The sequence below is a fragment of the Quatrionicoccus australiensis genome, assembly GCF_020510525.1.
Classification (GTDB): Bacteria; Pseudomonadota; Gammaproteobacteria; order Burkholderiales; family Rhodocyclaceae; genus Azonexus; species Azonexus australiensis_B.
In genome coordinates this window covers 2,717,831-2,743,050 of record NZ_CP075188.1, presented here as the reverse complement: position 1 = coordinate 2,743,050, position 25,220 = coordinate 2,717,831, and the positions used below count along the sequence as shown (strand labels likewise).

Here is a 25,220-nt window from a genome sequence, read left to right as displayed (position 1 = left end):
CTCAGCGCACCTCGCTCATGTAGGCAACGAAATCGGCCTTTTCGCCCGGCGTGCAGGCGCGTCCGACGACTTCCTTGCAGTTGCGGCCGAACCACTTCTCAACCTTGGCCGGATCGCTGAAACGTTCGGCATTGGCGGACACGGCGAGCGGCCGGATGGTCTTGCCGGTTATCGCATGCTGACCGGCGTTGACCGGTTGGTCGGTATGGCAGCTGGTGCATGCCGGCATCTTGTCGTTCTGGTTGAAACGCTGGCGGAAGAAGGCTTCACCACGTTTGGCCGAAGCCGTAAAGCCGGCTTGCTGGCCGGCCGCTTCAGCGCAGTAGGCCTGGCGGATCTGCTGCGGGGTTTCGGCTTGGGCAGCCAGGCTGGTAAGCAGCAGGCAGAGGGCAGAAAGGGTTTTCATTTGTTGTTCTCCTTTTCTAGTTGCAGGGAAAGGAGTCTGCGGCCCGAGTCTTAAGGCGCGATTAGGTGAAACTTAAGGCGGGCTTAAAGCCTGTTTCTGGTCAGCTTTGTCGCGATTTACTTATGTCTTTTGTAACAGTATTTAATTATTTGCTTATAATCTGGGGGCAGCTAGCGGGGCTGAGGCATTCGATCGCAGTGGTCGAGGACCGATACAAGAAGGAGACACCATGAGAAACCATGTGCGCATACTGGTCGGCTCGGGGCTTTTGGCGTTCGCCTTGTTCGCGCAAGCGACAGGAGCGGCGGCGCAACAAGCTTCACCGACTGCGTCCGCGGGGGCGGAAGCGTCACGATCGACGACCGATCACAGCAAGCTGGATGCACTGAAGGGGCCGTTCAAAACGGGGCCGGAAGTCACCAAGGCCTGTTTGTCATGCCATAACATGGCCGGACACCAGGTCATGAAAAGCATTCACTGGACCTGGGAAGCGAGCAGTCCGACGACCGGCAAGAAGGTTGGCAAAAAATGGACGGCCAACAATTTCTGCGGCTCGCCGATTTCCAACGAGGCGCGCTGCACCAGTTGCCATGCCGGCTATGGCTGGAGCGACAAGAACTTCGATTTCACCAATCAGGACAACGTCGACTGCCTGGCCTGTCACGACAAGACCGGCACCTACAAGAAATTCGGCACCGACGCCGGCCATCCCTTGTACGCGGACCGCGAGTTCGAGCCCATGGAAGGCCCGCCGGGCAAGAAGCAATTCAAGGCGCCCGACCTGACGAAAATTGCCCAGCATGTCGGCAAGCCGGGTAATGCCAATTGCGGTGCCTGCCATTTCAACGGCGGGGGCGGCGATGCGGTCAAGCACGGCGACCTCGATTCTTCGCTGAAGAATCCGCCGCGCGCCCTCGACGTGCACATGGCCAAGGACGGCGCCAATCTGGTTTGCGCCGATTGCCACACCTTCAACGCGCATCAGCCCTCGGGCAGTCGTTACGCAGCGACCGCCAAGGACACGCATGGCCTCGACCTGCCCAAGGACGACCACAATCGCGCGACCTGCGAGTCCTGTCACGGTCCGGTGCCGCACAAGGAAGCCAAGATCAATAACCACACCAGCAAGGTGGCCTGCCAGACCTGCCATATTCCCGAGTTCGCGCGCGGCGGCATTGCCACCAAGATGTGGTGGGACTGGTCCACGGCCGGCAAGATGGATGCCGACGGCAAGCCGCTGTTCGTCAAGGACGAGCACGGCCATCTGTCGTATTCGGCAGCCAAGGGCGACTTCAAGTACGGCGAGAACGTCCGGCCGGTGTACAAGTGGTACAACGGCATCGTCCATCCGGTCAGCATCACCGACAAGATCGACGACAGCAAGGTGCTCGAACTGAATCGCGTCGAAGGCTCGGCCGCCGACCCGAACGCGCGCATCTGGCCGTTCAAGGTCATGCGTGGCAAGCAGGCCTACGACACCGAAAACAAGACGCTGGTGGTCAATCACGTCTTCGGCGATGACGACACGGCGCTCTGGAAAAATTACGACTACGCCAAGTCGATCAAGGCGGGGATGGACTACGCCGGCCTGCCCTACAGCGGCAAGTTCGGTTTCATCGAAACGCAGATGAACTGGTTCATCACCCACATGGTTGCGCCCAAGGAAAAGGCCGTGCCCTGCCAGGAATGCCACACGCGTGCCGCCGACGGTCGACTCGCCGAAATCACCGATATTTACCTGCCCGGCCGTGATCGCAATGCGCTGGTTGATACGCTGGGCTGGCTCGCCGTTGCCGCCGCCATCGTCGTCGGCCTGACGCACGGCATCGTGCGCTTCGTCACCCGCCGTCGCCAAGGAGGCCGCCATGACTAAGGAACGCATCTATATCTACAAGCGCTATGAGCGCTTCTGGCACTGGTCGCAGGCCTTGCTGATCATTGTGATGATGATCTCCGGCTTCGAGGTGCATGGCACTTATGACCTGCTCGGTTTCCAGAAGGCGGTCCAGCTGCATACCGTCGCCGCCTGGAGCTTGCTCGTGCTGTGGGCCTTCACCATTTTCTGGCAATTCACCACCGGCGAATGGCGCCAGTACCTGCCATCGCTCAAGAATGTGCTGGCGATGATCAAGTACTACGTCTTCGGTATTTTTGTCGGGGCGCCGCATCCCTTCCAGAAAACCGTGCAGCAGAAGCACAACCCGCTGCAGCGCCTCGCCTACCTGGCGCTGCTCGCCTTCATTTCGCCGCTGATCTGGGGCTCCGGGCTGCTCTACCTGTTTTACGGAAACTGGGCGGCGCTCGGTGTCGACCGCTACCTGTCGCTGGAAGCGGTAGCCATCGCCCACACCATCGGCGCCTTCATGATCACCGCCTTCTTCTTCATCCACGTCTATCTGACCACGACCGGCCATACCGTCTTCGCCCACATCAAGGCGATGATCACCGGCTGGGAGGATGCCGAGGAACACTGAGGCGGCATGCGGACAAAAATGGCGGAGCGTGGCTTCGCCATTTTTGTCCTGAAGTGACAGGCGTGGCACGCCAGCCGTGCAGCCGCCGGCGAATCCGGCCGTCCGGCCGGGGATTCAGGATGGCATGTATCTTGATACTGCCTGACTTTGCGTGCCCTTCCCGGGAGGGGGGGCGCGTATCCGTCCTTAAAGAAAATCCAATGCCCAACGGAAATTCCCGTATCGTCATACTCGGTGCCGGCTTTGCCGCGCTCAGCGCGGCGCGCGAACTGCGCCGGCGGGCGCCCAAGGCGATGATCTCGCTGATCGCCCCGCGCGCCGAATTTGTCTATCTGCCCAGCCTGATCTGGGTGCCGCCTGGCATCCGCAAGGGCAGCGACCTGGTCATCCCGCTGCAGAGTTTCCTGCAGAAATACCGTATCAATCACTGCGCCTGCACCGTCACCGGTCTCAAGGATGGCGGCCGGACGGTCATTACCGACCATGGCGAAGTCGCCAACGACGCCCTGATCATTGCGACCGGCGGTCGTTTCCTCAAGGGCATGCCGGGCATAGAACATGCGTTGACCCTGTGCGAAGGCGTGGCTGCGGCCGAACGCATCCGCGATCGCCTGGACAACATGAGCGGCGGCAACATCGCCTTCGGTTTCGGCGGCAATCCGCAGGAGCCTTCGGCGATGCGCGGCGGGCCGATGTTCGAACTGCTGTTCGGCGTCGATACGATGTTGCGCCAGCAGGGCCGACGCGACAAGTTCCGGCTCACCTTCTTCAATGCTGCCGCCGAACCCGGCAAGCGCCTTGGCGAAAAGGCCGTCCGGAATCTTCTCGCCGAAATGGCGCGGCGCGGCATCGAAACCCATCTCGGCGAAAAGATCCTGCGTTTCACCGACCACTCGGTCGATACCGAAACGGCCAGCCTGCCGGCCGAGCTGATCCTCTTCATGCCCGGCCTGACCGGGCCGCTATGGGCCGCCGAGAGCGGCATCGAACTCTCGGCCGGCGGCTTTTTCCCGGCCGACGAATTCTGCGCCGTGACGGCCTGCCGCAAGGTTTTTGTCGCCGGCGATGCAGGCAGTTATCCCGGCCCGGACTGGCTGCCGAAACAGGCGCACATGGCCGACCTGCAAGCGAAGGCGGCGGCGGAAAATCTCCTGCTCGTCCTGCAGGGCAAGGCGCCGGTGGCGCGTCCGCGGCCTGAACTGATCTGCATCGTCGATAGCGTGAACAGCGGCATGCTGGTCTATCGCGATCCGCGGCGCAGTTTCATGCTCCCCGCCTCGCGCCTGCTTCACTGGGCCAAGCGCTATTTCGAGATGCATTACCTGCGCACCTTCAAATAAGGAGAAAGCATGTCTTCCTGGGGCTGTCCACACGAAATCAAGGGTTTGTGCACCAAGGTCAATAATCTGGTTTGCGATCCCGGCATGAAAGGCTGCGAACTGGCCGGGCGCTACGTTTTCGCCGGCAACGAAGAGAAGAACCGGCGCTTGCGCGAGAAGCAGGCGCGCGCAACGGGGCAGTCGCCGGCTGGCGAAGACAAGCACTGAGCACTTGCCCCGCCAGACGGTCGACCTAATCGCCGGGGTGTTTTTCCTCGTCGAGCACCCATAGCCGGTGTGCATCGAGCAACAGCCGGTAGCGCAGTTCCAGCGCATCAAGCTGCAGCAGGCGGGCCGCCAGTTGCGCTTCGTTCGCCATGCGGCGGGCGGTGAGCAGATCGTTGAGTGTGCCTTCGCCGAGCTGGTAGGCACGCGCCGTCATTTCGGCGGCGCGACTCAGGCGTTCGCCGGCGCCTTGTCCGGCCTGCCAGGTGGCGAGCGCGGCGCTGGCCGACTGGTAGAGGCCGGCGGCTTCGGCGGCTATCCTTTGCGTTGCGGCGGCTTCGCGGCTGCCGGCGGCATCGGCCTGGGCCAGGGCGGCATCGGCCGTGGCGCGGCGCGCCGTACCGGGCAGCGGGATGCTGACATAGGCGCCGAGCACGCTTTCCTCACCGGCGCGTTCGCGCGAGAACTGGATGCCGACCAGCGGGTCGGGCAGGCGATCACGCCCGGCGCGACCGGCGACGATGGTCGCCTTCTGCGCTTCGCCGCGGGCGACGCCGAGTTCATGGCTGTGTTCGAGAATGGCTTCGACCCATTCGTTCTGGCTGCCGCTGACCGGCTGCGGTTCGGCGATACTGGCCGGGACGTTGAGCGGCAGGCCGGGGAAGCGGCGGCGCAGGTCTTCCGCGGCGCGCTGCTGGCGCACCTTGGCCATGGTCTGTTGCGCCTCGGCCTGGGCGAGGGCGGCTTCGCTCTGAATGGTTTCCAGATGCGCGGCATCGCCCAGTTGCTGGCGGCGGCTGACGGCGGCCGCCTGTTTTTGCAACAGGGCGACCTGTTCGGTCCACTGCGCGGCGGCGGCATTTTCCCGCAGCCAGACAAACCAGGCGGCAAGCAGGGCGCGGCTGGTTTCGTGCAGTGCATCGCCGTGCATGGTTGCGGCAACGCTGACCCCGGCGGCACCGAGCTGGCTGTCGAGCGTGCCCTTGCCGGGCAGGCGCAGCGGCCGTTCGATGGCGGCATTCCATTCGTTGTAGCGCTCGTTCGGGCCGCTCGCCGGATTGGTCTTGCGCTGTTGCCCGCCGAGCCGTAGGCTCCATTCGTATTGCCCGGCTTCGAGGCGCGTGCGGTTGGCTTCTTCGGCGCGCACGTTGGAACCCGCGGCCTGGACACCCGGGTTGGCGCGCAGGACCTGCGCGACGATTTCGGCCGGCGGCAGGTTGGGCGTGGCTTCGAGGGCCTGGGCGCAGTGGCCGAAGCCGGCGAGCAGGAGCGGAATGAGTTTTTTCACAGGCGTCCCATATCGATGACCGGTACCAGCCAGAAGAAGATGTTGGCGTTCGGCATGTTTTGCTTGATCAGGGTAAGGACTTCACGCTTCGCGGCTTCCGGGCCGACCGTACGAATGACGGTGCGCGGCGCGTGCCCGGCCACCAGTTCGGCATCTTCAACGAGCGGGATCAGCGCGCCGTGGCCTTCGGCTGCATTGACTGTGAAGCCGGGGACCAGGTCGGGGCGCGCGAGCAGCAGGTCCTCGACGTGCTGGGCGACGTTGTCGGGCATGATCAGGGTGAGCAGGACATCAGCCATGCGTGTTCTCCGGGAGATTGACCTTCCGCGCCACGCCGAAGCGGCGGAACAGGATGGGCAGCAGGACGAGGGTCAGGGCGGTCGACGTCAGCAAACCGCCGATAACCACGATGGCGAGCGGGCGCTGCACTTCCGAGCCGGGGCCGTTCGCGAACAGCATAGGCACCAGGCCGAAGGCGGCGATGCTGGCCGTCATCATGACCGGGCGCAGGCGACGCTTGGCCCCCTCGACGACGACTTCGGCGACCGACAGGCCGCGCGCCAGCAACTGGTTGAAGTAGGTCACCATCACGACGCCGTTGAGCACCGCGATGCCGAGCAGGGCGATGAAGCCGACCGAGGCCGGTACCGACAGGTATTCGCCGGCAATGAGCAGGCCGAAGATGCCGCCGATCATCGCGAACGGGATGTTGGACAAGACCAGCAGGGCCTGGCGCACCGAGCCGAAGGTCGAGAAAAGCAGGAAGAAAATCAGCAGCAGGGCGAGCGGCACGACGATCATCAGGCGTGCCGCGGCGCGCTGCTGGTTCTCGAACTGGCCGCCCCAGGCGATGCGGTAGCCCTGCGGCAGCTTGACCTGGCTGATGACGGCGGCCTTGGCTTCGTCGACGAAGCCGACCAGATCGCGGTCGCGGACATTGGACTGGACGACGACGTAGCGCTGCGCGTTTTCGCGGTCGACCTTGACCGGGCCGTCGATGCGCTCGATCTTGGCGATCGCGGCGAGCGGCACGCTGCCGCCAGCCGGTAGACTCAACCTGAGGGCGGAAAAGTCGGCGGCCGAGCCACGCAGCGTTTCCGGGCCGCGCAGGATCACCGGCGTGCGCCGTCCCTGTTCGATCACGGTGCCGACATTCCTGCCTTCGAGCAGGGCCTTGAGGTCGTTCTGGATGTCATCGACGTTGAGGCCGAAGCGGCCGGCCGCCAGGCGGTCGACGGCGATCTTGAGATACTGCACGCCGTCGTTCTTGAGCGTGAAGGTGTCTTCGGCACCCGGCACCTTTTTTACCGTATTTTCGATGTCGACCGCCAGCTGGTTGAGGGTGGGCAGATCCGTACCGTAAATCTTGATCGCCAGGTCGCCGCGCACGCCGGTCAGCATTTCCGAGACACGCATGTCGATCGGCTGCGTGAAGGAGAAACCGATGCCCGGGAAGTCCTCCATCACGGCGCGCATCTGGTCGGCCAGCCAGGCCGGGTCGGGCACGCGCCAGGTGTCGCGCGGCTGCAGCACCATGAAGGTGTCGGTCTGGTTCAGGCCCATCGGGTCAAGGCCGAGCTCGTCGGAGCCGGCGCGGGCGACGATGTCCTTCACTTCCGGGATCTTCGCCAGGATGGCCCGCTGCACGCGGCTGTCGATCTCCAGCGTCTGGTCCAGGCCGATCGAGGGCAGCTTTTCCAGCTGCATGATCATGTCGCCTTCGTCCATGGTCGGCATGAAGCTTTTGCCGAGCAGCAGGAAGGCGCCGGCGGCGGCAGCCAGGGCGATGGTTGCGCCGAGGATGAAGGTCCGGCTGTTGGCCAGTGCGGCATCGAGAACGCGGTCGTAAAGCGCGGCCAGCTTCTTGACCAGCCAGGGTTCGTGCTGCACGCCGCGCTTGATCAGGTAGGAGGCCAGCACCGGGACTACGGTCAGCGACAGCAGCAGCGACGAAGCGAGCGCGAAGACGATGGTCAGCGCGACCGGCCCGAACATCTTGCCTTCCAGACCCTGCAGCGTCAGCAGCGGCAGGAAGACGATGATGATGATGACGATGCCCGAAGTCACCGGCGCGGCAACTTCGCGTGCGGCGCGGAAGATCAGGTGCAGGGTGGGCTGGTTGTCCCGGGCTTCGGCAAACTGGCTTTCGACGTTTTCGACGACGACCACGGCGGCATCGACCAGCATGCCAATGGCGATGGCGAGACCGCCCAGGCTCATCAGGTTGGCCGAAAGCCCGGCCATGCGCATCAGGATGAAGGTGGCGAGTGCCGAGAGCGGCAGCATCAGCGCAACGACAATGGCGGCGCGCAGGTTGCCGAGGAAGGCCAGCAAGAGCAGCACGACGAGCACGATGGCTTCGAACAGCGCCTTCGCGACGGTGCCGACGGCACGCTCGATCAGGTTGCTGCGGTCGTAGAAGGCTTCGATCGTCACGCCGGCCGGCAGGGTCGGGGCGATTTCGGCGAGCCTGGTCTTGACGCCGGCCACCACGGTTTGCGCATTGGCGCCGCGCAGGCCGAGGACCAGGCCTTCGACGGCTTCGCCCTTGCCGCCCTTGGTCACTGCGCCGTAGCGGGTGAGGGCGCCGAGGCGGACTTCGGCGACATCGCCAATGCGGACGATGTTGCCATCCTTGTTCTGCAAAACGATGGCGCGCACGTCGTCGGCATCGCGAATGGCACCTTCGGCCCGCACCAGCAGCGATTCCTCGCCGTCATTGAGGCGGCCGGCACCGTCGTTGCGGTTGTTGGCTTCGAGCACCGCCTGCAGGTCTTTCAGGGCCAGGCCACGCGCGGCCAGGCTTTGCGGTTGCGGCACGATTTCAAAGGTGCGTACTTCGCCGCCCAGACTGTTGACGTCGGCGACGCCGGGAATGGTGCGCAGTTGCGGCCGGATCACCCAGTCGAGCAGGGCGCGCTTTTCCGACAGCGACAGATCGCCTTCGATGGTGAACATGAACATTTCGCCGAGCGGTGTGGTGATCGGCGCCATGCCGCCGGTGACGCCGGGCGGCAGGTTGCCCATCGCCGAATTGAGACGTTCGCCGACCTGCTGGCGGGCCCAGTAGATATCGGTGCCGTCCTCGAAGTCGATGGTAATGTCGGTCAGCGCGTACTTGGAAGTCGAGCGCAGCAGGCGCTGGTTCGGGATGCCGAGCATTTCCTGCTCGACCGGCACGGCGAGGCGGGTTTCGACCTCTTCCGGCGTCATGCCCGGCGCCTTCAGGATGATCTTGACTTGGGTCGTCGAGACATCGGGAAAGGCGTCGATCGGCAGGCCCATGAAAGCCTGCATGCCGGCGCCGATCAGCATGGCGGTGAGGACTAGCAGCAACAGGCGCTGGGTCAGCGAGAAACGGATCAGGGCGGCCAGCATGATTATTTGCCGACGCCGGTCAACATCGCCTTGAGGCCGGAAATGCCCTTGACCGCGACGCGCTCGCCGACGGCGATGCCATCGACGACGACGCTGTCGCCGCCCTGGCTGACGATGCGCACGACGCGCGGCTCGAAACTGTAGCCCTGGTCGCTGCCGGCGGTCTGCACGAAAGCGAAGGTCTTGCCCTGGTCGCGCACCAGCGCGGCAGTCGGCAGGCTTTGCTGCTCTCCGGCCGGCGTGCTCATTTCAACTTCGACGACCTGGCCGGGGTAAAGCTTGTCGGCACCGGTCGACACCGCGGCACGCAGCAAAACCGTCTGACTGGCGGCGTCGACCGCGCGGCCGATGGCGATCAGCTTGCCGCTGATCGGGCTGTCGGCCAGCTTGACGGTGGCGCCGAGTTTCTGGGCGGCGGCGACCTCGAGCGGTGCCTGGATTTCCAGCCACAGCGGTGACAGCCTGGCGATGCGGTAGAGCGGGGTCGAGGCCTCGACGCGCTGGCCGAGCTGGGCGCTCTGTTCGAGCACGACGCCGTCGAGCGGACTGGTCAAGGCGAGCGGACCACCCAGCTTGCCGGCGGCGACACCGGCCAGGGCAAGGCCCTGACGGCGTTCGCTGGCCTGTGCCTCGGCCTGGGCGGCGGCGCTGCGCGTTGCCTGCAGGCGGGATTCGGCGATCAGGCCTTCGGCGAACAATTGTTCGTCGCGCTTCAGATTCTGTTGTTGCAGCGCGGCGGCGCTGCCTGATTGCAGGGCGTCGCGTTGCAGTTCGAGCGCCTGCGGGCTGGCCAGATGGGCGACCACCTGGCCGCGTTTTACGGTCGAACCGGGCGCGACGGCAAGCATCTCGACCAGGCCGGCGACCGGGGCGGAGACGACGCGCATCTGCTCGGTCGGCACCAGCACGCGAGCCGGCAGGGCGCCGTTGCGGCCGCTCCGGGGGCTGCCTGCGACGACGGTTTCGATACCCAGTGCCTTGACCTGGGCGGCCTGCAGTTGCAGGGTTTCGCCGGCCCAGCCGAGCGGGGCAACGGTGCAGAAGGTGATTGCCAGCAAACGATGAAGGATAGCCATGAGCCCGTCCGATAGTGGTTTTTCGCAAGTCTAGGCAGGCAGGATTAAGCCTGCCTTAACAGTAGGGGAAACCGGGTTGTTTCGGCTAATCACTTTCCGATCATTGTCCCTCCGGTCTGGAGGTGGCAGCTTTTTTTGTGCGGGTTCGGGCTTGGGCAGCGACGGGTTTGAAAAACAGTGCAAAAAAACAGTTGACCGGTAAAGCGCTCGCTCTATAATTCAAACGTTCGTTTTATTCCAAGAACGCAAGATAAGACCAAAAGGAGAAGCGCTTGAAAAAGCTGATCGTGAAAAAGGCTGCCGTACTCGGCGCCGGCGTGATGGGGGCGCAGATTGCCGCGCACCTCGCCAATGCCAACGTGCCGGTCGTGCTGTTCGACCTGCCGGCGAAAGATGGTGACCACGGGGCGAGTGCCAGCCCGGCCATTCATGGCGGGGCAAGCGAGACAAACAATTCAGGAGCCGAAGGCTCAACAAGCTTGTGGCGACGAGGCTCAGGCCTTCAGGCCGGAGCGAGTCACAAGAACGGTATCGTCAAGAAGGCCCTCGACGGCCTCAAGAAGCTCGACCCGGCGCCGCTCGCCAGCAAGGGCAAGCTCAAGTTCATCGACGCCGCCAATTACGACGAACACCTGCCGCTGCTCGCCGAGTGCGACCTCATCATCGAGGCCATCGCCGAGCGCATGGACTGGAAGAACGACCTCTACGCGAAGATCGCGCCGCACATCGGTGCCGACGCGATTGTCGCTTCCAATACCTCCGGCCTGTCGATGAACGCGCTGGCCCAGGGCCTGCCGGAAGCCATCCGGCCGCGCTTCTGCGGCATCCACTTCTTCAACCCGCCGCGCTACATGCACCTGGTTGAAATCATCGGCACGCAAAGTACCGATGCCGGTACGCTGGACGCACTGGAAACCTGGCTGACCTCGCGCCTCGGCAAGGGCGTCATCCGCGCGCTGGATACGCCGAACTTCGTCGCCAATCGCATCGGCGTCTTTTCCATTCTCGCCGTGATGCATCACACCCAGGCCTTCGGCCTCGGTTTCGACGAAGTCGATGCGCTGACCGGCCCGAAGATCGGTCGTCCGAAGAGCGCCACCTATCGCACCGCCGACGTGGTCGGCCTCGATACTCTGGCGCACGTCGTCAAGACCATGCAGGACACGCTGCCCAATGACCCGTGGCATGCCTACTTCACGACGCCGGCCTGGTTGCAGGCGCTGATCGGGCAGGGCGCGCTCGGCCAGAAGACGCGCTGCGGTATCTTCCGCAAGCAGGGCAAGGAAATCCAGGTGCTCGACCTGGCTGCGCAGGATTACCGCAAGTCGGCCGGCGAAATCGCCGAAGAAGTCGGCGCCATCCTCAAGATGAAGAACCCGGCCGAGAAGTTCGCTGCCTTGCGCGCTTCCAGCCAGCCGCAGGCGCAGTTCCTGTGGGCCATCTTCCGCGACATCTTCCATTACGCCGCCGTGCAGCTTGAAAGCGTTGCCGACAATGCGCGCGATCTCGATTTCGCGATGCGCTGGGGTTTTGGCTGGGCGCAGGGTCCGTTCGAAACCTGGCAGGCCGCCGGCTGGAGCGACATCGCCCAAGCCGTTGCCGCCGACATCGCCGCCGGCAAGAGCATGAGCAGCGTCGCGCTGCCGGCCTGGGCGCTGGAAACCGGTCGCACAGGTGTCCATACCGCCGAAGGTTCCTACTCGGCGAGCAAGAATGCCTATGTGCCGCGCTCGACGCTGCCGGTCTATCAGCGCCAGCTCTTCCCCGAGCGCGTGCTGGGTGAAACGGCGCTCAACCCGGAAAAGTCGGGCGAGACGCTGTTCGAAAACGATGGCGTGCGTTTGTGGTGCCTGCCGGCGGTCGACCGCAAAATCGGCATCATTTCCTTCAAGTCCAAGATGCATACCATCGGCGACGAAGTGCTCGATGGCGTGATCGCCGCCGTGCGCCAGGGCGAAACGACGCTGGACGGCGTCGTACTCTGGCACGAAGCGCCGTTTGCCGTTGGTGCCAACCTGCAGCAGGTCGGTGAAGCCTGTGCCGCCGGCCAGTTCGACAAGCTGGAAGAAACCGTCGAAAAATTCCAGCGTGCCTCGCAGACGCTCAAGTATGCGCAAGTGCCCACCGTCGCCGCGGTGCAGGGCCTGGCCCTGGGCGGTGGTTGCGAGTTCGTCATGCATGCCGGCAAGCGCGTCATGGCGCTGGAAAGCTATGTCGGCCTGGTTGAAGCCGGCGTCGGCCTGATTCCGGCCGGTGGCGGCTGCAAGGAGTTTGCTGTGCGCGCTGCCGAATGGGCTGCCCAGTCGGCCACGCCGGGTGAAGTGTTCAACTTCCTGCAACCGGTGTTCCAGACCATCGCCATGGCCAAGGTCGCCAAGAGCGCCGTCGAGGTGATCGAGATGGGCTTTGCCAAGCCGTCCGACACCATCCTGTTCAACGCCCACGAGCTGCTCTTCGTTGCCATCAAGGAGGCGCGCGCCATGGCCGATGCCGGTTACGCGCCGCCAACGATGGCACGCGGTATCCCGGTTGCCGGCAAGAACGGCATCGCGACGCTGGAAATGATGCTGGTGAACATGAAGGAAGGCGGCATGATTTCCGCGCACGACTACAAGGTCGCCAAATCGGCCGCCATCGCACTGTGTGGCGGCGAAGTCGAAACCGGCAGCCTGGTCGACGAGGAATGGCTGATCACCGTCGAGCGCCGCCTCTTCGTCGAATTGCTGAAAACCCCCGAAACCCAGGCCCGGATCAAGCACATGCTCGAAACCGGCAAGCCGCTTCGTAACTAATCGGGTCAGGAGACAAACAAAAATGAGCAAACAGATTCAAGACGCCTACATCGTCGCCGCGACCCGCCTGCCGGTTGCCAAGCGTAACGGCATGTTCAAGAACGTGCGGCCGGACGACATGCTGGCCGCGGTCATCAAGGCGGTGGTCGCGCAGGTGCCGGGCATCGACCCGGCACGCATCGGCGACGTCATCGTTGGATGTGCGATGCCGGAAGCCGAGCAGGGCATGAACGTCGCCCGCATCGGCGCGCTGCTCGCCGGCCTGCCGATCACCGTGCCTGGCATCACGATCAACCGCTTCTGCTCCTCCGGGGTGCAGGCGGTGGCCGATGCCGCCAACCAGATCCGCCTCGGCCTGGCCGACGTGATGATTGCCGCCGGTACCGAGTCGATGTCGGTGATGCCGCAGATCATGGGCAACAAGATGTCGATGAACCCGGCCATCTTCGCGAAGGAGGAAAACCTCGGTATCGCCTTCGGCATGGGTTTGACCGCCGAGAAGGTGGCGAACCAGTGGAAAATTTCCCGCGATGCGCAGGACGCCTTCGCGCTCGCCTCCAACCAGAAGGCCTGTGCGGCGATTGCCGCCGGTCACTTCAAGGCCGAAACGACGCCGTACGCGATCAGCGAAAGCCTGCCTGACCTGGCATCCGGCAACATCAAGTTGCGCCAGCGTCTTGCCGATACCGACGAAGGCCCGCGTGCCGATGCCTCGCTGGAGCGCCTCGGCAAGCTCAAGCCGGTGTTCCATGCGCGCGGTTCGGTCACCGCCGGCAATTCCTCGCAGATGTCGGACGGCGCCGCTGCCGTCATGCTGGTCTCGGAAAAGGTGCTCAGGGAACACAACCTGACGCCGCTCGCCCGCTTTGCCGGCTATGCCGTCGGCGGTGTCGCACCGGAGATCATGGGTATCGGCCCGATTGCGGCCATCCCGAAGGTGCTGGCGCAAGTCGGCATCCATCAGGACGACCTCGACTGGATCGAACTCAACGAAGCCTTCGCGGCGCAGGCGCTGGCCGTGACCCAGGAACTGGGCCTGAACCCGGCGAAGATCAATCCGCTCGGTGGCGCCATTGCGCTCGGTCACCCGCTCGGCGCCACCGGTGCGATCCGCATCGCGACGCTGACGCACGGTTTGCAGCGCACCGGCGGTCGTTACGGCATGGTCAGCATGTGTATCGGCACCGGTATGGGTGCAGCCGGCATTATCGAACGTCTCTGACGGTCGACCGTGCAAAAAAGGCAAAAACCATGAAACCCGCCTGGCTGGCCCGGCTTTCTCCCAGCTGGCGGGCGCGCATGGTGCGTCTTGGCTTCAATTTTCACCCGGCCTTTCGCGGTACCGGCGGGCGGGTCGTGCATGTGGCGAAGGACTTGCGCCATATCCGCATCCGCCTGGCGCTCAGCTGGAAGACGCGCAACATTGTCGGCTCGCTGTACGGCGGCTCGCTGTTTGCAATCACCGATGGGGCGCATCCGATGATGTTGATGGCGGCGCTCGGCGACAATTACATCGTCTGGGACAAGGCGGCCAGCATCCGCTACCGCAAGCCCGGTTACACGACGCTGTACGGCGATTTCGTGCTGCGTAAGGAGGAGATTGCCGAGATTCGTGCCGCGTTGCTGGACGTGCCGGAGCTGGAAAGAACCTTCCTGGTCGAACTCAAGGACGACCAGGGTACGGTACACACGATCGTTGAAAGAACGGTCTATATCGCCGAAAAAAACTACTACCGGCAAAAAGCCGGAGGAGACAAATGATGGTTACATCGCAATGCGTTCGCCGCGCCGCCCTGGTTGCTGTGCTGCTCGCCGTACCCGGTCTGCAGGCGGCGGAAGTCGCCGGCGTTCGGGTCGAGGAAAAACTGCGCGTCGGCAGCAACGAACTGGTGCTCAACGGCGCCGGGCTGCGTACCCGCTTTTTCATCAAGGTCTATGTCGGGGCGCTTTATGTTGGTGAGAAGGCCTCGTCGCCGGCTGCCATCATCGACAGCAACGCGCCGCGCAGGGTCAGCCTGCGCCTGCTGCGCGACCTCGAAGCCGAGTCGCTGCACTCGGCGCTCGATGAAGGCTTGCGCAACAACCTTTCGCCGGCCGAGTTGTCCGACCTGAAAGGGCCGGCCGAGCAACTGGCCGGCATCATGAAGGGCATCGGCAAGGTCAAGGAAGGCGATACCGTCGCCATCGATTTTTCCGAGGCCGGCGTCAGTGTCAGCCAGAACGGCGAGGCGCGCGGCAAGGTGGCGGGTGCGGCCTTTGCCCGCGCCCTGCTCAAGGTCTGGCTCGGCGACAAGCCGGCCGATGCGGCATTGAAGAAGGCCATGCTCGGCAGCTAGGGCACACCGGAGGAGACAAAAATGGAAAAAATCTGGCTACAAAGCTATCCGCAAGGCATTCCGGCCGAAATCGACATCGAGCACATTCCGTCGCTGGTCGCCCTGTTCGAGAACGCCTGCACGAAATTCGCCGACAAGGTCGCCTATATCAGCATGGGCAAGGAAATGACCTACGGCGAACTCGACGCGGGCACGCAGGCCTTCGCCGGCTGGCTGCAGTCGCTCGGCATCCAGCCCGGCGAACGCGTCGCGCTGATGATGCCGAACATGCTGCAATATCCGGTGGCGCTGTTCGGCACGCTGCGCGCCGGCTGCGTCGTGGTCAATTGCAATCCGCTCTACACGCCGCGCGAACTTGAGCACCAGTTGAAGGATTCGGGCGCGACGGCGATCGTCATCGTCGAGAATTTTGCGCACACGCTGGAGCAGGTGGTTGCGCGCACCGCGATCAAGCATGTCGTGGTCACGCCGATGGGCGAGATGCTCGGGGCGCTCAAGGGGACGGTGGTCAATCTGGTGCTGCGCCACGTCAAGAAGATGGTGCCAGCCTGGCAACTGCCCGACGCGATCCGCTTCAACGCCGCACTCGCCGCCGGGCGCCAGCACGGCTTCAAGCCGGTGGCACTGGCGCAGAGCGACATCGCCTTCCTGCAATACACCGGCGGCACGACCGGTATTTCCAAGGGCGCCATGCTGACGCACGGCAACATCGCTTCCAACGTGATGCAGGCGTACAGCTGGATCAAGCCGGTGGTGCACGAAGGCCAAGAATTCATCATCACCGCCTTGCCGCTGTATCACATCTTCGCGCTGACCGCGAACTGCCTGACCTTCCTGATGATCGGCGCCAAGAACCTGCTGATCGCCAATCCGCGCGACATCCCGGGCTTCGTCAAGGAGTGGGGCAAATACCCGGTGACCGTGGTGACGGGCGTCAATACCTTGTTTGCCGCGCTGCTCAACGATCCCGGCTTCAAGGATCTCGACTTTTCGACCATGAACGTCACGCTGGGCGGCGGCATGGCGGTGCAGGGCGCGGTTGCCGAGCACTGGCTGAAGGTCACCGGCGTGCCCATCCTGCAGGCTTACGGCCTGACCGAAACCTCGCCGGCGGCGACCATCAACCCGCTCGACATGCACGAGTTCAATGGCTCGATCGGCCTGCCGATTTCCTCGACCGAAGTCTCGATCCGTGACGACTACGGCACCGAAGTGCCGCAGGGCCAGATCGGCGAAATCTGCATCCGCGGGCCGCAGGTGATGGCCGGCTACTGGCAGCGCCAGGAAGAAACCGATCTCGTCTTCTACCCGGATCGCTTCCTGCGTACCGGCGATGTCGGCTACGTGGACAAAAAAGGCTTCGTTTTCCTGGTCGACCGTAAAAAGGACATGATCCTGGTCTCCGGCTTCAACGTCTATCCGAACGAGGTCGAGGAAGCTGTCGCCATGCATCCCGGAGTCATGTTCGTCGCCGCCATCGGCGTGCCCGACGAGCACTCCGGCGAAGCCGTGAAGATATTCGTGGTGCGCAAGGACCCGGCGCTCAACGAACGCATGCTGATCGAGCATTGCCGCAGCCAGCTGACCGGCTACAAGGTGCCGAAACATGTTGAATTCCGCGACGACCTGCCGCGTACCAACGTCGGCAAGATCCTGCGTCGCGCCCTCAAAGAAGGAGCTTGAATTGCCCATCCCCGCTTCCCTGAACAAGAACCTCAGCCTGCCGGTCATCTGCGCGCCGATGTTCATCGTTTCCAACCCGGACCTCGTCATCGCCCAGTGCAAGGCCGGCCTGATCGGCTCCTTCCCGGCCCTCAATGCCCGCCCCAAGGACTTGCTCGACGACTGGCTGCTGCGCATCAAGAGCGAACTGGCCAACGATCCGAAGGCGGCGCCGTTTGCGGTCAACCAGATCATCCATCCGTCGAACGAGCGCCTCGAACACGATATGGCACTGTGCGTGAAGCACGAAGTGCCGCTGATCATCACCAGCCTGTCAGCGCCGACCCAGATCGTGCCGCATGTGCATGCCTACGGCGGCAAGGTCTTCCATGACGTGATCAGCGTGCGTCACGCTGAAAAGGCGCTGGAAGCCGGTGTCGACGGCCTGATCCTGGTCTGCGCCGGGGCCGGCGGCCATGCCGGCACGCTCAGCCCGTTCGCGCTGGTCGGGGAAATCCGCAAGTTTTACGACGGTCCGATCGCGTTGTCCGGTGCTATCACCAACGGTAGCGCCATTCTCGCCGCGCAGGCGATGGGGGCGGACTTTGCCTACATCGGCACGCGTTTCATCGCCACGCAAGAGGCCAACGCGGTCGACGCCTACAAACAGGCAATTATCGATTCCGCTGCCAAGGATGTCGTCTACACGCCGTATTTCACCGGTGTGCATGGCAACTACCTGAGCAAGAGCATCATCGCCTCCGGCCTTGATCCGGCCAATCTGCCGGAGAAGGACAAGTCGGCGATGAACTTCGGCGCCGCTGCCGGCGCCAAGGCCTGGAAAGATATCTGGGGGGCCGGGCAGGGTGTCGGCACGATCGGTGAAGTGCTGCCGACCGCCGAACTGGTGGCCCGCATGCAGCAAGAGTACCGCAGCGCCAAGACGGCACTGTGCAGCAACCCGTTCTGAAAAATAAACTGGAGACAAGCAAATGAGTGACTATCGCGCACCCGTCAAAGACATGCGTTTCGTCATGGACGAACTGGCCGGCTTCAAGGAGCTGAGCGCCATTCCCGGCTACGAGGAGGCAACGCCCGATCTGGCCGATGCCGTGCTCGACGAGGCGGCCAAGTTCGCTGGCGAAGTCCTGGCGCCGCTTAATCGCATTGGCGACAAGGAAGGCTGCAAGCTGACCGCGAACGGCGTGACCACGCCGACCGGCTGGAAAGAGGCCTACAAGCAGTTTTGCGACGCCGGCTGGAACGGCATTTCCTCGCCTGCCGATTTCGGCGGCCAGGGCCTGCCCGACACCCTGGGCATCGCCGTCAAGGAAATGGTCTGCTCGGCCAACCTGTCCTTCTCGCTCGGCCCCTTGCTGACCACCGGCGCCGTTGAAGCGCTGATCACCTGCGCCAGCGACGAGCTGAAAGCCATCTACCTGGAAAAGATGGTCACCGGCGAGTGGACCGGTACGATGAACCTGACCGAGCCGCAGGCCGGCTCCGACCTGGCGCTGATCCGTTCGCGCGCCGAACCGCAGGCCGACGGCACCTACCGCGTCTTTGGCCAGAAGATTTTCATCACCTACGGCGATCACGACATGACGGACAACGTCGTCCATCTCGTGCTCGCCCGCCTGCCGGATGCGCCGGCTGGCGTGAAGGGCATCTCGATGTTCCTGGTGCCGAAATTCCTGGTCAATGCCGACGGCTCGCTCGGCGCACGCAATGATGCCTACTGCGTCTCCATCGAGCACAAGCTCGGCATCCACGCCAGCCCGACCTGTGTCATGGCCTACGGCGACAATGGCGGTGCGGTCGGCTATCTGCTCGGCGAAGCCAACCGCGGCCTCGAATACATGTTCATCATGATGAACGAAGCCCGCCTCGGCGTCGGCCTGCAGGGCATCGCCCTTGGCGAGCGTGCCTATCAGCAGGCCCTGGCCTTCGCCCGCGAACGCAAGCAGGGCCGCGATGCGCTGACCGGCGAGGCGCTGGTCACGATCGATCACCATCCCGACATCCGGCGCATGCTGATGTTGATGAAGTGTCGCGTCGAAGCCAACCGTGCCATGACCTACTACACCTCCGGCCTGCTCGACCGCGCCCACGCCGCGACCGATGCCGACGAGAAAAAGCGCCAGCTTTACCTCGCCGAATTCATGATCCCCATCGTCAAGGGCGGCGGCACCGAGATGGGCATCGAAGTCACCTCGCTCGGCATCCAGATCCACGGCGGCATGGGCTTCATCGAAGAAACCGGCGCTGCCCAGCACTGGCGCGATTCGCGCATCACGACGATCTACGAAGGCACGACCGGCATCCAGGCCAACGACCTGCTGTTCCGCAAACTGATGCGCGACCAGGGGGCCACGGCCAAAGTTGTCTTTGGCGAAATCCACGCCACCACCAAGGCGCTGGGTGCTTCCGGCAAGCCGGAACTGCAGGCGATCGGCCTGCGTCTCGGTGCCGCACTCAAAGCCTGGACCGATGCCACCGAGTGGCTGGCCGCCAATGCCAAAACCGGTCTTTCTGGCGTGTTGACCGCTGCGGTACCTTATCTGCACCTGGCCGTCACCGTCACCGGCGGCTGGTTCATGGCCAAGGCCGCCCTGGCCGCGGCCGGCTATCTGGAAAAAGGCGAGGGCGATCAGGCTTTCTACCGCGCCAAGATCGCCACCGCCCGCTTCTACGCCGACCAGTTGCTGCCGCAGGCTTATTCCTATGCGGAAACGGTCAAGGCGGGTGATGCGGCGTTGGCTGGTATGGGCGAGGAAATTTTCTGAACTCGCGAGCCGTTGTTTGATGTAGCAAGGAAAAGGCACCGAGCGGTGCCTTTTTCTTGTTCTCTATCTGCCAGGTGTCTGTTGTGATGCCTTGGTCGGCTTGATGATCTTATCTAACGCGGCAGGGCTTTCGTTCTTCATCAGCAAAACCGCCGCGGCTTCGAGATCGCCTGGCTTGAGAACGCCGGTCTTCTGGCCGACGACGCGGCCATCGCGGTCAATGTAAAGCGTGTAGGGCAGGCCGCCGAGCTTGTTGCCCAGCGCCAGCATCAGCGGAATTCCCTTGTCCTTGGCGATGAAGACCGGGTAGTCGATCTTCTGCGTACTGACGAATTCGCGGACCGGGCCGGCCTGGTCTTCAATGCCGATGCCGAGAATCTCGACCTTCCCTTTTTGTGCCTGCCGGAACTTGATCAGTTCGGGAATTTCTGCCCGGCAGGGGGCGCACCAGCGGGCCCAGAAATTGACGACTAGCGGCTTGCCCTTGTAGCGCTCCAGCGCAACCGGCTTGTCGTCAAGGTCGTGCAGCGTCGCCGCGAACAACGGGGTCGAGGCCGGCATGTTCTGAGCGAATGCCTGGCTGCTGATGGCGAGGCAGAAAATGGCGAGGAGGTTTTTCATGGTTGGGCCGCGACTTTCTTGTGGGGGCTCGATGATAAACAAGAGCGGGGTGCCCTGGTGGCTTATTCCTGCTTGCTGCTCTGGCGTAGCCTGCGACAATTTGCCGCAGGCTACGGCGCCCCCAAATCGTGAAAGAATTGCATCCCGTTGATTGCAGTTGCCCGCTCTGGCGGACAATGGCGTATTTCCTTCTGGCGAAAGACCGGTTACCGCTTTGAACAAGAAAATCCTGATTGACGCCATCGGTATCCTGCTGATTGCTCTGGTTGTGGTCGTTGGCTACAAGCTTTCCCCCATCCTGTTGCCCAAGGCTGATCTGACGGTGGCGCCGGAGCCCGGCTGCGACCTGCACCGGCGTGCCTGCAAGGCGTTGCTGCCGGGCGGCGGCAGTATCGAGCTGTCGAGCAGCGTGCAGCCAATTCCCATGGTCAAGCCCTTCACGGTGCAGGTGGTCGTGCGTGGTCTGGCGCCGTCGCGGGTGATGGTTGATTTTGCCGGGATAGACATGAACATGGGCCTCAATCGCCCGGAGTTGCTCGATCAGGGTGATGGCCGTTTCGTTGCCGAAGCAACGCTGCCGGTGTGCATTACCGGCTGGATGGACTGGCAAGCGACCGTGCTTGTCGAAACCGGCAGTCAGCGCATTGCCGTTCCCTATCGTTTCAGTGGAGGGCATGACTGATGTCCGAACGTATTCTGCTGGTCATTGCCGGCTTGCTGGCTGCCGCCGTGCTCGGTCTTGCCCTGTTCTGGCAACCCGAGTTGCCGGAGCGTCCGTTGCCGGCTGCCGCTGCCTTGTCGGGCGGCGACTTCACGTTGCAGGCGGCGAACGGCCCGTTCTCGTTGCACGATTTGCGCGGCAAGGTCGTGCTGCTTTATTTCGGTTACACCTATTGTCCGGACATCTGCCCGACTTCGCTGGCGGCGACCGCCGAGGGGTTGAAGCAACTGACGCCGGCCGAGCTGGCGAAGGTGGCGATGGTCTTCATTTCGGTTGATCCGGAGCGCGATACGCCGGCGCGCTTGAAGGAGTATGCCGAATTCTTCCATTCGGCGATGCTGGGCGTGACCGGTACACCGGAAAATCTGGCCGAAATTGCCCGGCGCTATGGCGTCTTCTATGCCCGTCAGCCGGTTGCGACGGCCGGTGGCGATTACGTGGTCGATCATTCGGCCGATACCTATGTCGTCGACGCTGCCGGCAAGCTGGTTGGCAAGATCGCGCATGCGACGCCGCCGGATCAGGTGGTGCTGGCGATCCGCAAATACTTGAATCAACCGTGAAGGAGTGCAGGCCCATGAAGAAGTTGTCTTTGCTGACCGCATGTCTGATGTTTTCGGCCGGTGTGCTGGCGGCTGCCGCTGATCAGATCAGCGTGGACAAGCCCTATGTCCGTTTGTTGCCTCCAGGTGTCCAGACAACGGGGGCGTTCATGGTGATCCGTAACGCTGGCGACAAGGACGTAAAGCTGGTCAAGGCCGACAATCCGGCCTCGCGGGTGACCGAGTTGCATACCCATCTCAACGAAGGTGGCATCATGAAGATGCGCCCGGTCGCCGCGATCGAGATCAAGGCGAAGGGTGAAGCCCTGTTGCAGCCAGGCGGCCTGCACATCATGCTGATCGACCTCAAGGTGCCGTTGAAGGAAGGCGATGTCGTGCCGATTACGCTGGGTTTCGATGATGGCAGCAGCAAGAAGCTTGATGCCAAAGTTCTTCGGGCTGCGCCTGAAGCAGCAATGTCGCATCACCATCACTAGACGGTCGACGCCCTGAAATGGGCATTTTTCAGTGCAGGGGCCGGATTTGTCCGGCCCTTTTCAATTCTTGACCGGGTGTTTCGACAGTTTGCGCTGCAGGGTGCGTCGATGCATCTTGAGGGCGCGGGCGGTGGCCGAGATGTTGCCGTCGTTTTCGTTGAGCACGCGCTGGATATGTTCCCATTCCAGACGGTCGACCGATAGCGGCTCGTCGGGCGCCGGCAGGTCGAGGTCGGGGCCTTCGTCATTGTCGAAGGCGCCGAGTATGGCTTCGATTTCGACCGGCTTGGCAAGGTACTGGATGGCGCCCAGCTTGATCGCATCGACGGCTGTGGTGATGCTGGCGTAGCCGGTGAGGACGACGATGCGGCAGGCCGGGTTGATGGCCAGCAGTTCCGGAATCAGGGCAAGGCCGGAGGCGCCGTTGAGATTGAGATCAAGCACGATGCGCGGCGGCAGGTGTTCGCGTGCCAGGCTCAGTGCCGTTGCAGGTTCGAGTGCGCCGAGTGCGTGATGGCCGCGGCGCTCCAGTGTACGGATCAGGATGGCGTTGAAGCTGGGGTCGTCGTCAATGATCAGGGTGGGCATCGTCTTCAGTTGGTCAGGGGGAGTTCGATGCGGGCGCGGGCGCCGCCGGCATCCGGATTGCTGAGCAGGAGCTTGCCGCCCAGTTGTTCGATGGCGGAGCGGGTCAGCATCAGGCCGATACCGCTGCCATGGGCGTGAGCCGGCAGTTTGCTTTGTCCGGCAACGGCGAGAACCGCTGCAGGGAAGCCCGGCCCCCGGTCAAGGACGTCCAGGCTGAAGTCCTTGGCGGACCAGTTCAGGGTGAGTTCGATTTCCTCGCCGCCACAGGCGTTTGCTGCGTTGTTGAGGAGGTTGAGGACGGCCTGCTCGAGGCGCGGATCGGCGGCAATTTCGGGTGCCGGGCCGGGGCTGTTGCAGAGCAGGCGGCTGTTCGCCTGCGGCCGGCTGGCGTGCCAGTGCAGGCGAATTTCGTCCAGCCAGCGGTCGACTGGCTGGCGCGGGGTGTTTTCCAGGCGTTCGGCGCCAGCCCGGCGCGACAGGCCGGTGATGATCTGTTTGCAGACGCCGATTTGCTGGCGCAGTTGCGCAATATCCTGGCGGGCACTTTCCGGCAGCGCCGGATTGGCGGCGAAGTCATGTGCCAGTTCGCCGGCGAGCAGGGCCATGGTGCCGAGCGGCGTGCCGAGTTCGTGGGCGGCGCCGGCGGCCAGGGTGCCGATCGCCATCACCCGCTCATCGCGCAGGCTCTGTTCGCGGGCAGCGGCCAGTTCGGCATCGCGTTCGCGGATCAGGCGGGTCATGCGCACGACAAACCAGGCGATCATCGCCGCAGAAACGACAAAGGTCAGCCACATGCCGATCAGGTGCAGCTGGGTCGCCCGGCTGGCATCGGCCACCGGCAGCGGGATGTAGAAGACCATCAGGAGCGAGTAGGCGGAAATTGCGACCAGCACGATACCCAGCACGCCGCGCGCCGGCAGGCTCAGGGCGGCGATGGCTACGGGCGGCAGGAGCAGGGAAATCAGCGGGTTGGTGGCGCCGCCGCTGAAAAAGACGAGGGCGCTCAGGGTGGCGATATCGACCAGCAACTGGCTGAACAACTCATGCGCAGTGGCGGCAGTTGCATCCCGCAGGCGCCACTGGGCAAGGGCATTGAACAGAGCGGTGATGCCGATGATGGCCAGGAGCAGGGGTTGCTGCACGGCGATGGCGAGCATGCCGGGGGCGATCATCACGAGCAGGGCGGTGGCGCCGAGAACTAGCCAGCGACTGGCGACCAGGCGGCGCAGGTTGGCCAGGTAGTCGCTTCCGTCTGAGGTGCTGGAGATAAAAGGCATGCCGCGGATTATCCGCGATTTGCGGCCGGTTTCACTGCCTGGCCGGCTGCGACAATTTGCCGCAGCGGTGCATCGGCGCGGTTTCAGGCGTCGTCGCGGGCGCGCATTTCCGATTTTTCGATGACGGCCGTAAATGCATGCAGCAGATCCGGGTCATGCTTGATGCCGCCTTCGCTGACCAGGATGTCCATGATCGCCTGATGGCGCCTGGCCTGGTGATAGGGGCGGGTGACGGCGATCGCATCGTAGCTGTCGGCCAGCGAGAGGATGCGGGCGAACAAGGGGATGTCGGTGCCGCTCAGCTTGTCAGGATAGCCGGAACCGTCGAAATTCTCGTGATGGTGGCGGATGATGCGGGCGACTTCGGCCGACTTGTCGCTGCCCAGCGCCAGAATGATGCGCTCGCCAATCACGGTGTGTTGCTGCATGCAGGCCCATTCGTCCTCTTCAAAAGGCGTTGCCTTGTGCAGCACCTGATCCGGGATGCCGATCTTGCCGATGTCGTGGAACTGCGCGCCGAGTGCCAGCAGTTCCAGTTCGCGCTGCGAAAAATCGAGATGAATGCCCAGTTCGGCAGAGAGCTGGACGACCCGTTCGGAGTGCGCCCGGGTGTGAAGGTCACGCTCGCCCAATGCCGTGCTCAGGGATTGGGCAATCTTGATCAGGGGAACGGCATCGCATTGGCTGTGCGACATGGGCAGGCTCCGGATTTGTGCAAATGTGAAGTGTTGACCGTTGGTGCTGACCAGAGGTTCAGTACCCGGGGCTGCTGGCGCTTTCAGTCGAGTGTTTTCTCGATCTCGGCAAGCAGGCGCAGGGCGCGCTCACGGTTCTTCGCAATGGCGGCGGCGCGGCCGGCGACATCGGCTGTTTCGGCCTGCGAGTTTTCGATCAGCACTTGATGCAGGCTTCGGCCACCCAGGGCAGCTTCAAGCATGCGATCAGCTTCTGCGTTCAGGTCATTTTCAGGCATTGCAATCTCCAATCGGAACAGTCGCAGCTTTTAACCGTTTCTCGGCGGTGAGTAAAGCGGAAAGCGAAATCATGATCAACGGCGCCGCGCCAAATCCGGCGAACCGCCATTGCACAGTCGGTTTGCGGGCGATGGCGCCTGTGTATCGATAGGCAAAAAGAAGCCCACACGAGGTGGGCTTAAATCCATTTCTTGGAGGAGATGGAGGAGACAGGAATCAGTATGCCCATTTAAATGCTGCGCTGCAACAAAAAAAATT

24 protein-coding genes are annotated in these 25,220 nt (G+C 63.3%); 14 read left to right on the top strand and 10 right to left on the bottom strand.

All coding sequences use genetic code 11. The features are described from left to right. Position 1: 1 nt before the first annotated feature. Positions 2–406: a DUF1924 domain-containing protein gene (locus KI612_RS13200; protein ID WP_226440540.1), complete on the bottom strand. Its 405-nt coding sequence runs from the start codon at positions 404–406 to the stop codon at positions 2–4. Positions 407–635: 229 nt separating this feature from the next. On the opposite strand from KI612_RS13200, the gene KI612_RS13195 reads away from it, so the two are divergent. The 4 genes from KI612_RS13195 to KI612_RS13180 all read left to right on the top strand — a co-directional run bounded on the left by KI612_RS13195 (position 636) and on the right by KI612_RS13180 (position 4,427). After that, on the top strand, positions 636–2,279 hold the full coding sequence (locus KI612_RS13195) for a tetrathionate reductase family octaheme c-type cytochrome (protein ID WP_226440539.1): 1,644 nt from the start codon (positions 636–638) through the stop codon (positions 2,277–2,279). Continuing rightward, complete coding sequence (locus tag KI612_RS13190; RefSeq protein WP_226440538.1) at positions 2,272–2,880, top strand: cytochrome b/b6 domain-containing protein; 609 nt, start codon at positions 2,272–2,274, stop codon at positions 2,878–2,880. Before KI612_RS13195 ends, KI612_RS13190 begins: the two co-directional genes overlap by 8 nt. A gap of 200 nt (positions 2,881–3,080) precedes the next feature. After that, complete coding sequence (locus KI612_RS13185; protein WP_226440537.1) at positions 3,081–4,220, top strand: NAD(P)/FAD-dependent oxidoreductase; 1,140 nt, start codon at positions 3,081–3,083, stop codon at positions 4,218–4,220. A gap of 9 nt (positions 4,221–4,229) precedes the next feature. Beyond that, positions 4,230–4,427 carry a hypothetical protein gene (locus KI612_RS13180; protein ID WP_226440536.1) on the top strand — a complete coding sequence of 66 codons (198 nt, stop codon included), beginning with the start codon at positions 4,230–4,232 and terminating at the stop codon, positions 4,425–4,427. Positions 4,428–4,452: 25 nt separating this feature from the next. Here the strand turns inward: KI612_RS13180 and KI612_RS13175 are convergent, their stop codons facing one another. Genes KI612_RS13175 through KI612_RS13160 form a run of 4 tightly spaced genes read right to left on the bottom strand, consistent with a single transcriptional unit; the run spans position 4,453 to position 10,166 of the window. Then, positions 4,453–5,712 (bottom strand): TolC family protein, encoded by a 1,260-nt coding sequence (locus KI612_RS13175; RefSeq protein WP_226440535.1) that lies wholly within the window; start codon positions 5,710–5,712, stop codon positions 4,453–4,455. Next, a complete protein-coding gene (locus KI612_RS13170; protein ID WP_226440534.1) occupies positions 5,709–6,011 on the bottom strand; it encodes a DUF3240 family protein in 303 nt (100 codons plus the stop codon). The genes KI612_RS13175 and KI612_RS13170 overlap by 4 nt, the downstream gene beginning before the upstream one ends. Then, on the bottom strand, positions 6,004–9,090 hold the full coding sequence (locus KI612_RS13165; RefSeq protein ID WP_226440533.1) for an efflux RND transporter permease subunit: 3,087 nt from the start codon (positions 9,088–9,090) through the stop codon (positions 6,004–6,006). Before KI612_RS13165 ends, KI612_RS13170 begins: the two co-directional genes overlap by 8 nt. Before the next feature lie 2 nt (positions 9,091–9,092). Further along, positions 9,093–10,166 carry an efflux RND transporter periplasmic adaptor subunit gene (locus KI612_RS13160; RefSeq protein WP_226440532.1) on the bottom strand — a complete coding sequence of 358 codons (1,074 nt, stop codon included), beginning with the start codon at positions 10,164–10,166 and terminating at the stop codon, positions 9,093–9,095. A 320-nt stretch (positions 10,167–10,486) separates the two neighbouring features. Here KI612_RS13160 and KI612_RS13155 point away from each other — a divergent pair, with 320 nt between their 5' ends. Genes KI612_RS13155 through KI612_RS13125 form a run of 7 tightly spaced genes read left to right on the top strand, consistent with a single transcriptional unit; the run spans position 10,487 to position 19,742 of the window. After that, positions 10,487–12,958, top strand: a complete 2,472-nt coding sequence (locus KI612_RS13155) for a 3-hydroxyacyl-CoA dehydrogenase/enoyl-CoA hydratase family protein (RefSeq protein WP_404818101.1) — start codon at positions 10,487–10,489, stop codon at positions 12,956–12,958. 22 nt (positions 12,959–12,980) lie between these two features. Beyond that, positions 12,981–14,180, top strand: coding sequence for an acetyl-CoA C-acyltransferase (locus KI612_RS13150; RefSeq protein WP_226440530.1), 1,200 nt, complete (start codon positions 12,981–12,983; stop codon positions 14,178–14,180). A 29-nt stretch (positions 14,181–14,209) separates the two neighbouring features. Next, on the top strand, positions 14,210–14,719 hold the full coding sequence (locus KI612_RS13145) for a DUF4442 domain-containing protein (protein ID WP_226440529.1): 510 nt from the start codon (positions 14,210–14,212) through the stop codon (positions 14,717–14,719). Further along, entirely contained in the window at positions 14,716–15,294 is a 579-nt protein-coding gene (locus KI612_RS13140; RefSeq protein WP_226440528.1) for a chalcone isomerase family protein, read from the top strand. The genes KI612_RS13145 and KI612_RS13140 overlap by 4 nt, the downstream gene beginning before the upstream one ends. 21 nt (positions 15,295–15,315) lie before the next feature. Further along, the gene (locus KI612_RS13135) at positions 15,316–16,977 is read left to right on the top strand and encodes a long-chain-fatty-acid--CoA ligase (RefSeq protein ID WP_226440527.1); all 1,662 of its coding nucleotides are present in this window, start codon (positions 15,316–15,318) and stop codon (positions 16,975–16,977) included. A gap of 1 nt (position 16,978) precedes the next feature. After that, positions 16,979–17,926, top strand: a complete 948-nt coding sequence (locus KI612_RS13130; RefSeq protein ID WP_226440526.1) for an NAD(P)H-dependent flavin oxidoreductase — start codon at positions 16,979–16,981, stop codon at positions 17,924–17,926. A 22-nt stretch (positions 17,927–17,948) separates the two neighbouring features. Continuing rightward, positions 17,949–19,742: an acyl-CoA dehydrogenase C-terminal domain-containing protein gene (locus KI612_RS13125; RefSeq protein WP_226440525.1), complete on the top strand. Its 1,794-nt coding sequence runs from the start codon at positions 17,949–17,951 to the stop codon at positions 19,740–19,742. Positions 19,743–19,805: 63 nt separating this feature from the next. Here the strand turns inward: KI612_RS13125 and KI612_RS13120 are convergent, their stop codons facing one another. After that, positions 19,806–20,363: a TlpA family protein disulfide reductase gene (locus tag KI612_RS13120; RefSeq protein ID WP_226440524.1), complete on the bottom strand. Its 558-nt coding sequence runs from the start codon at positions 20,361–20,363 to the stop codon at positions 19,806–19,808. Between the two features lie 214 nt (positions 20,364–20,577). On the opposite strand from KI612_RS13120, the gene KI612_RS13115 reads away from it, so the two are divergent. The 3 genes from KI612_RS13115 to KI612_RS13105 are packed head-to-tail and all read left to right on the top strand — an operon-like array spanning position 20,578 to position 22,123. Then, a complete protein-coding gene (locus KI612_RS13115; RefSeq protein WP_226440523.1) occupies positions 20,578–21,045 on the top strand; it encodes a hypothetical protein in 468 nt (155 codons plus the stop codon). Next, on the top strand, positions 21,045–21,647 hold the full coding sequence (locus tag KI612_RS13110) for an SCO family protein (RefSeq protein ID WP_226440522.1): 603 nt from the start codon (positions 21,045–21,047) through the stop codon (positions 21,645–21,647). The genes KI612_RS13115 and KI612_RS13110 overlap by 1 nt, the downstream gene beginning before the upstream one ends. A gap of 14 nt (positions 21,648–21,661) precedes the next feature. Beyond that, positions 21,662–22,123 (top strand): copper chaperone PCu(A)C, encoded by a 462-nt coding sequence (locus tag KI612_RS13105; RefSeq protein WP_226440521.1) that lies wholly within the window; start codon positions 21,662–21,664, stop codon positions 22,121–22,123. Positions 22,124–22,183: 60 nt separating this feature from the next. On the opposite strand, the gene KI612_RS13100 is transcribed toward KI612_RS13105, so the two are convergent. The 4 genes from KI612_RS13100 to KI612_RS13085 all read right to left on the bottom strand — a co-directional run bounded on the left by KI612_RS13100 (position 22,184) and on the right by KI612_RS13085 (position 24,961). Further along, positions 22,184–22,711: a response regulator transcription factor gene (locus KI612_RS13100; RefSeq protein ID WP_226440520.1), complete on the bottom strand. Its 528-nt coding sequence runs from the start codon at positions 22,709–22,711 to the stop codon at positions 22,184–22,186. A 5-nt stretch (positions 22,712–22,716) separates the two neighbouring features. After that, on the bottom strand, positions 22,717–23,988 hold the full coding sequence (locus KI612_RS13095) for an ATP-binding protein (protein ID WP_226440519.1): 1,272 nt from the start codon (positions 23,986–23,988) through the stop codon (positions 22,717–22,719). Positions 23,989–24,071: 83 nt separating this feature from the next. After that, on the bottom strand, positions 24,072–24,683 hold the full coding sequence (locus KI612_RS13090; RefSeq protein WP_226440518.1) for an HD-GYP domain-containing protein: 612 nt from the start codon (positions 24,681–24,683) through the stop codon (positions 24,072–24,074). Positions 24,684–24,766: 83 nt separating this feature from the next. Next, positions 24,767–24,961 (bottom strand): hypothetical protein, encoded by a 195-nt coding sequence (locus KI612_RS13085; RefSeq protein ID WP_226440517.1) that lies wholly within the window; start codon positions 24,959–24,961, stop codon positions 24,767–24,769. Positions 24,962–25,220: the final 259 nt, after the last annotated feature.

Bases quoted from the DNA above. Each gene is read 5' to 3' on its own strand.
- KI612_RS13200 (WP_226440540.1), bottom strand. From the start codon at position 406: ATGAAAACCCTTTCTGCCCTCTGCCTGCTGCTTACCAGCCTGGCTGCC.
- KI612_RS13195 (WP_226440539.1), top strand. From the start codon at position 636: ATGAGAAACCATGTGCGCATACTGGTCGGCTCGGGGCTTTTGGCGTTC.
- KI612_RS13190 (WP_226440538.1), top strand. From the start codon at position 2,272: ATGACTAAGGAACGCATCTATATCTACAAGCGCTATGAGCGCTTCTGG.
- KI612_RS13185 (WP_226440537.1), top strand. From the start codon at position 3,081: ATGCCCAACGGAAATTCCCGTATCGTCATACTCGGTGCCGGCTTTGCC.
- KI612_RS13180 (WP_226440536.1), top strand. From the start codon at position 4,230: ATGTCTTCCTGGGGCTGTCCACACGAAATCAAGGGTTTGTGCACCAAG.
- KI612_RS13170 (WP_226440534.1), bottom strand. From the start codon at position 6,011: ATGGCTGATGTCCTGCTCACCCTGATCATGCCCGACAACGTCGCCCAG.
- KI612_RS13165 (WP_226440533.1), bottom strand. From the start codon at position 9,090: ATGCTGGCCGCCCTGATCCGTTTCTCGCTGACCCAGCGCCTGTTGCTG.
- KI612_RS13160 (WP_226440532.1), bottom strand. From the start codon at position 10,166: ATGGCTATCCTTCATCGTTTGCTGGCAATCACCTTCTGCACCGTTGCC.
- KI612_RS13155 (WP_404818101.1), top strand. From the start codon at position 10,487: ATGGGGGCGCAGATTGCCGCGCACCTCGCCAATGCCAACGTGCCGGTC.
- KI612_RS13150 (WP_226440530.1), top strand. From the start codon at position 12,981: ATGAGCAAACAGATTCAAGACGCCTACATCGTCGCCGCGACCCGCCTG.
- KI612_RS13145 (WP_226440529.1), top strand. From the start codon at position 14,210: ATGAAACCCGCCTGGCTGGCCCGGCTTTCTCCCAGCTGGCGGGCGCGC.
- KI612_RS13140 (WP_226440528.1), top strand. From the start codon at position 14,716: ATGATGGTTACATCGCAATGCGTTCGCCGCGCCGCCCTGGTTGCTGTG.
- KI612_RS13135 (WP_226440527.1), top strand. From the start codon at position 15,316: ATGGAAAAAATCTGGCTACAAAGCTATCCGCAAGGCATTCCGGCCGAA.
- KI612_RS13125 (WP_226440525.1), top strand. From the start codon at position 17,949: ATGAGTGACTATCGCGCACCCGTCAAAGACATGCGTTTCGTCATGGAC.
- KI612_RS13120 (WP_226440524.1), bottom strand. From the start codon at position 20,363: ATGAAAAACCTCCTCGCCATTTTCTGCCTCGCCATCAGCAGCCAGGCA.
- KI612_RS13110 (WP_226440522.1), top strand. From the start codon at position 21,045: ATGTCCGAACGTATTCTGCTGGTCATTGCCGGCTTGCTGGCTGCCGCC.
- KI612_RS13105 (WP_226440521.1), top strand. From the start codon at position 21,662: ATGAAGAAGTTGTCTTTGCTGACCGCATGTCTGATGTTTTCGGCCGGT.
- KI612_RS13100 (WP_226440520.1), bottom strand. From the start codon at position 22,711: ATGCCCACCCTGATCATTGACGACGACCCCAGCTTCAACGCCATCCTG.
- KI612_RS13095 (WP_226440519.1), bottom strand. From the start codon at position 23,988: ATGCCTTTTATCTCCAGCACCTCAGACGGAAGCGACTACCTGGCCAAC.
- KI612_RS13090 (WP_226440518.1), bottom strand. From the start codon at position 24,683: ATGTCGCACAGCCAATGCGATGCCGTTCCCCTGATCAAGATTGCCCAA.
- KI612_RS13085 (WP_226440517.1), bottom strand. From the start codon at position 24,961: ATGCCTGAAAATGACCTGAACGCAGAAGCTGATCGCATGCTTGAAGCT.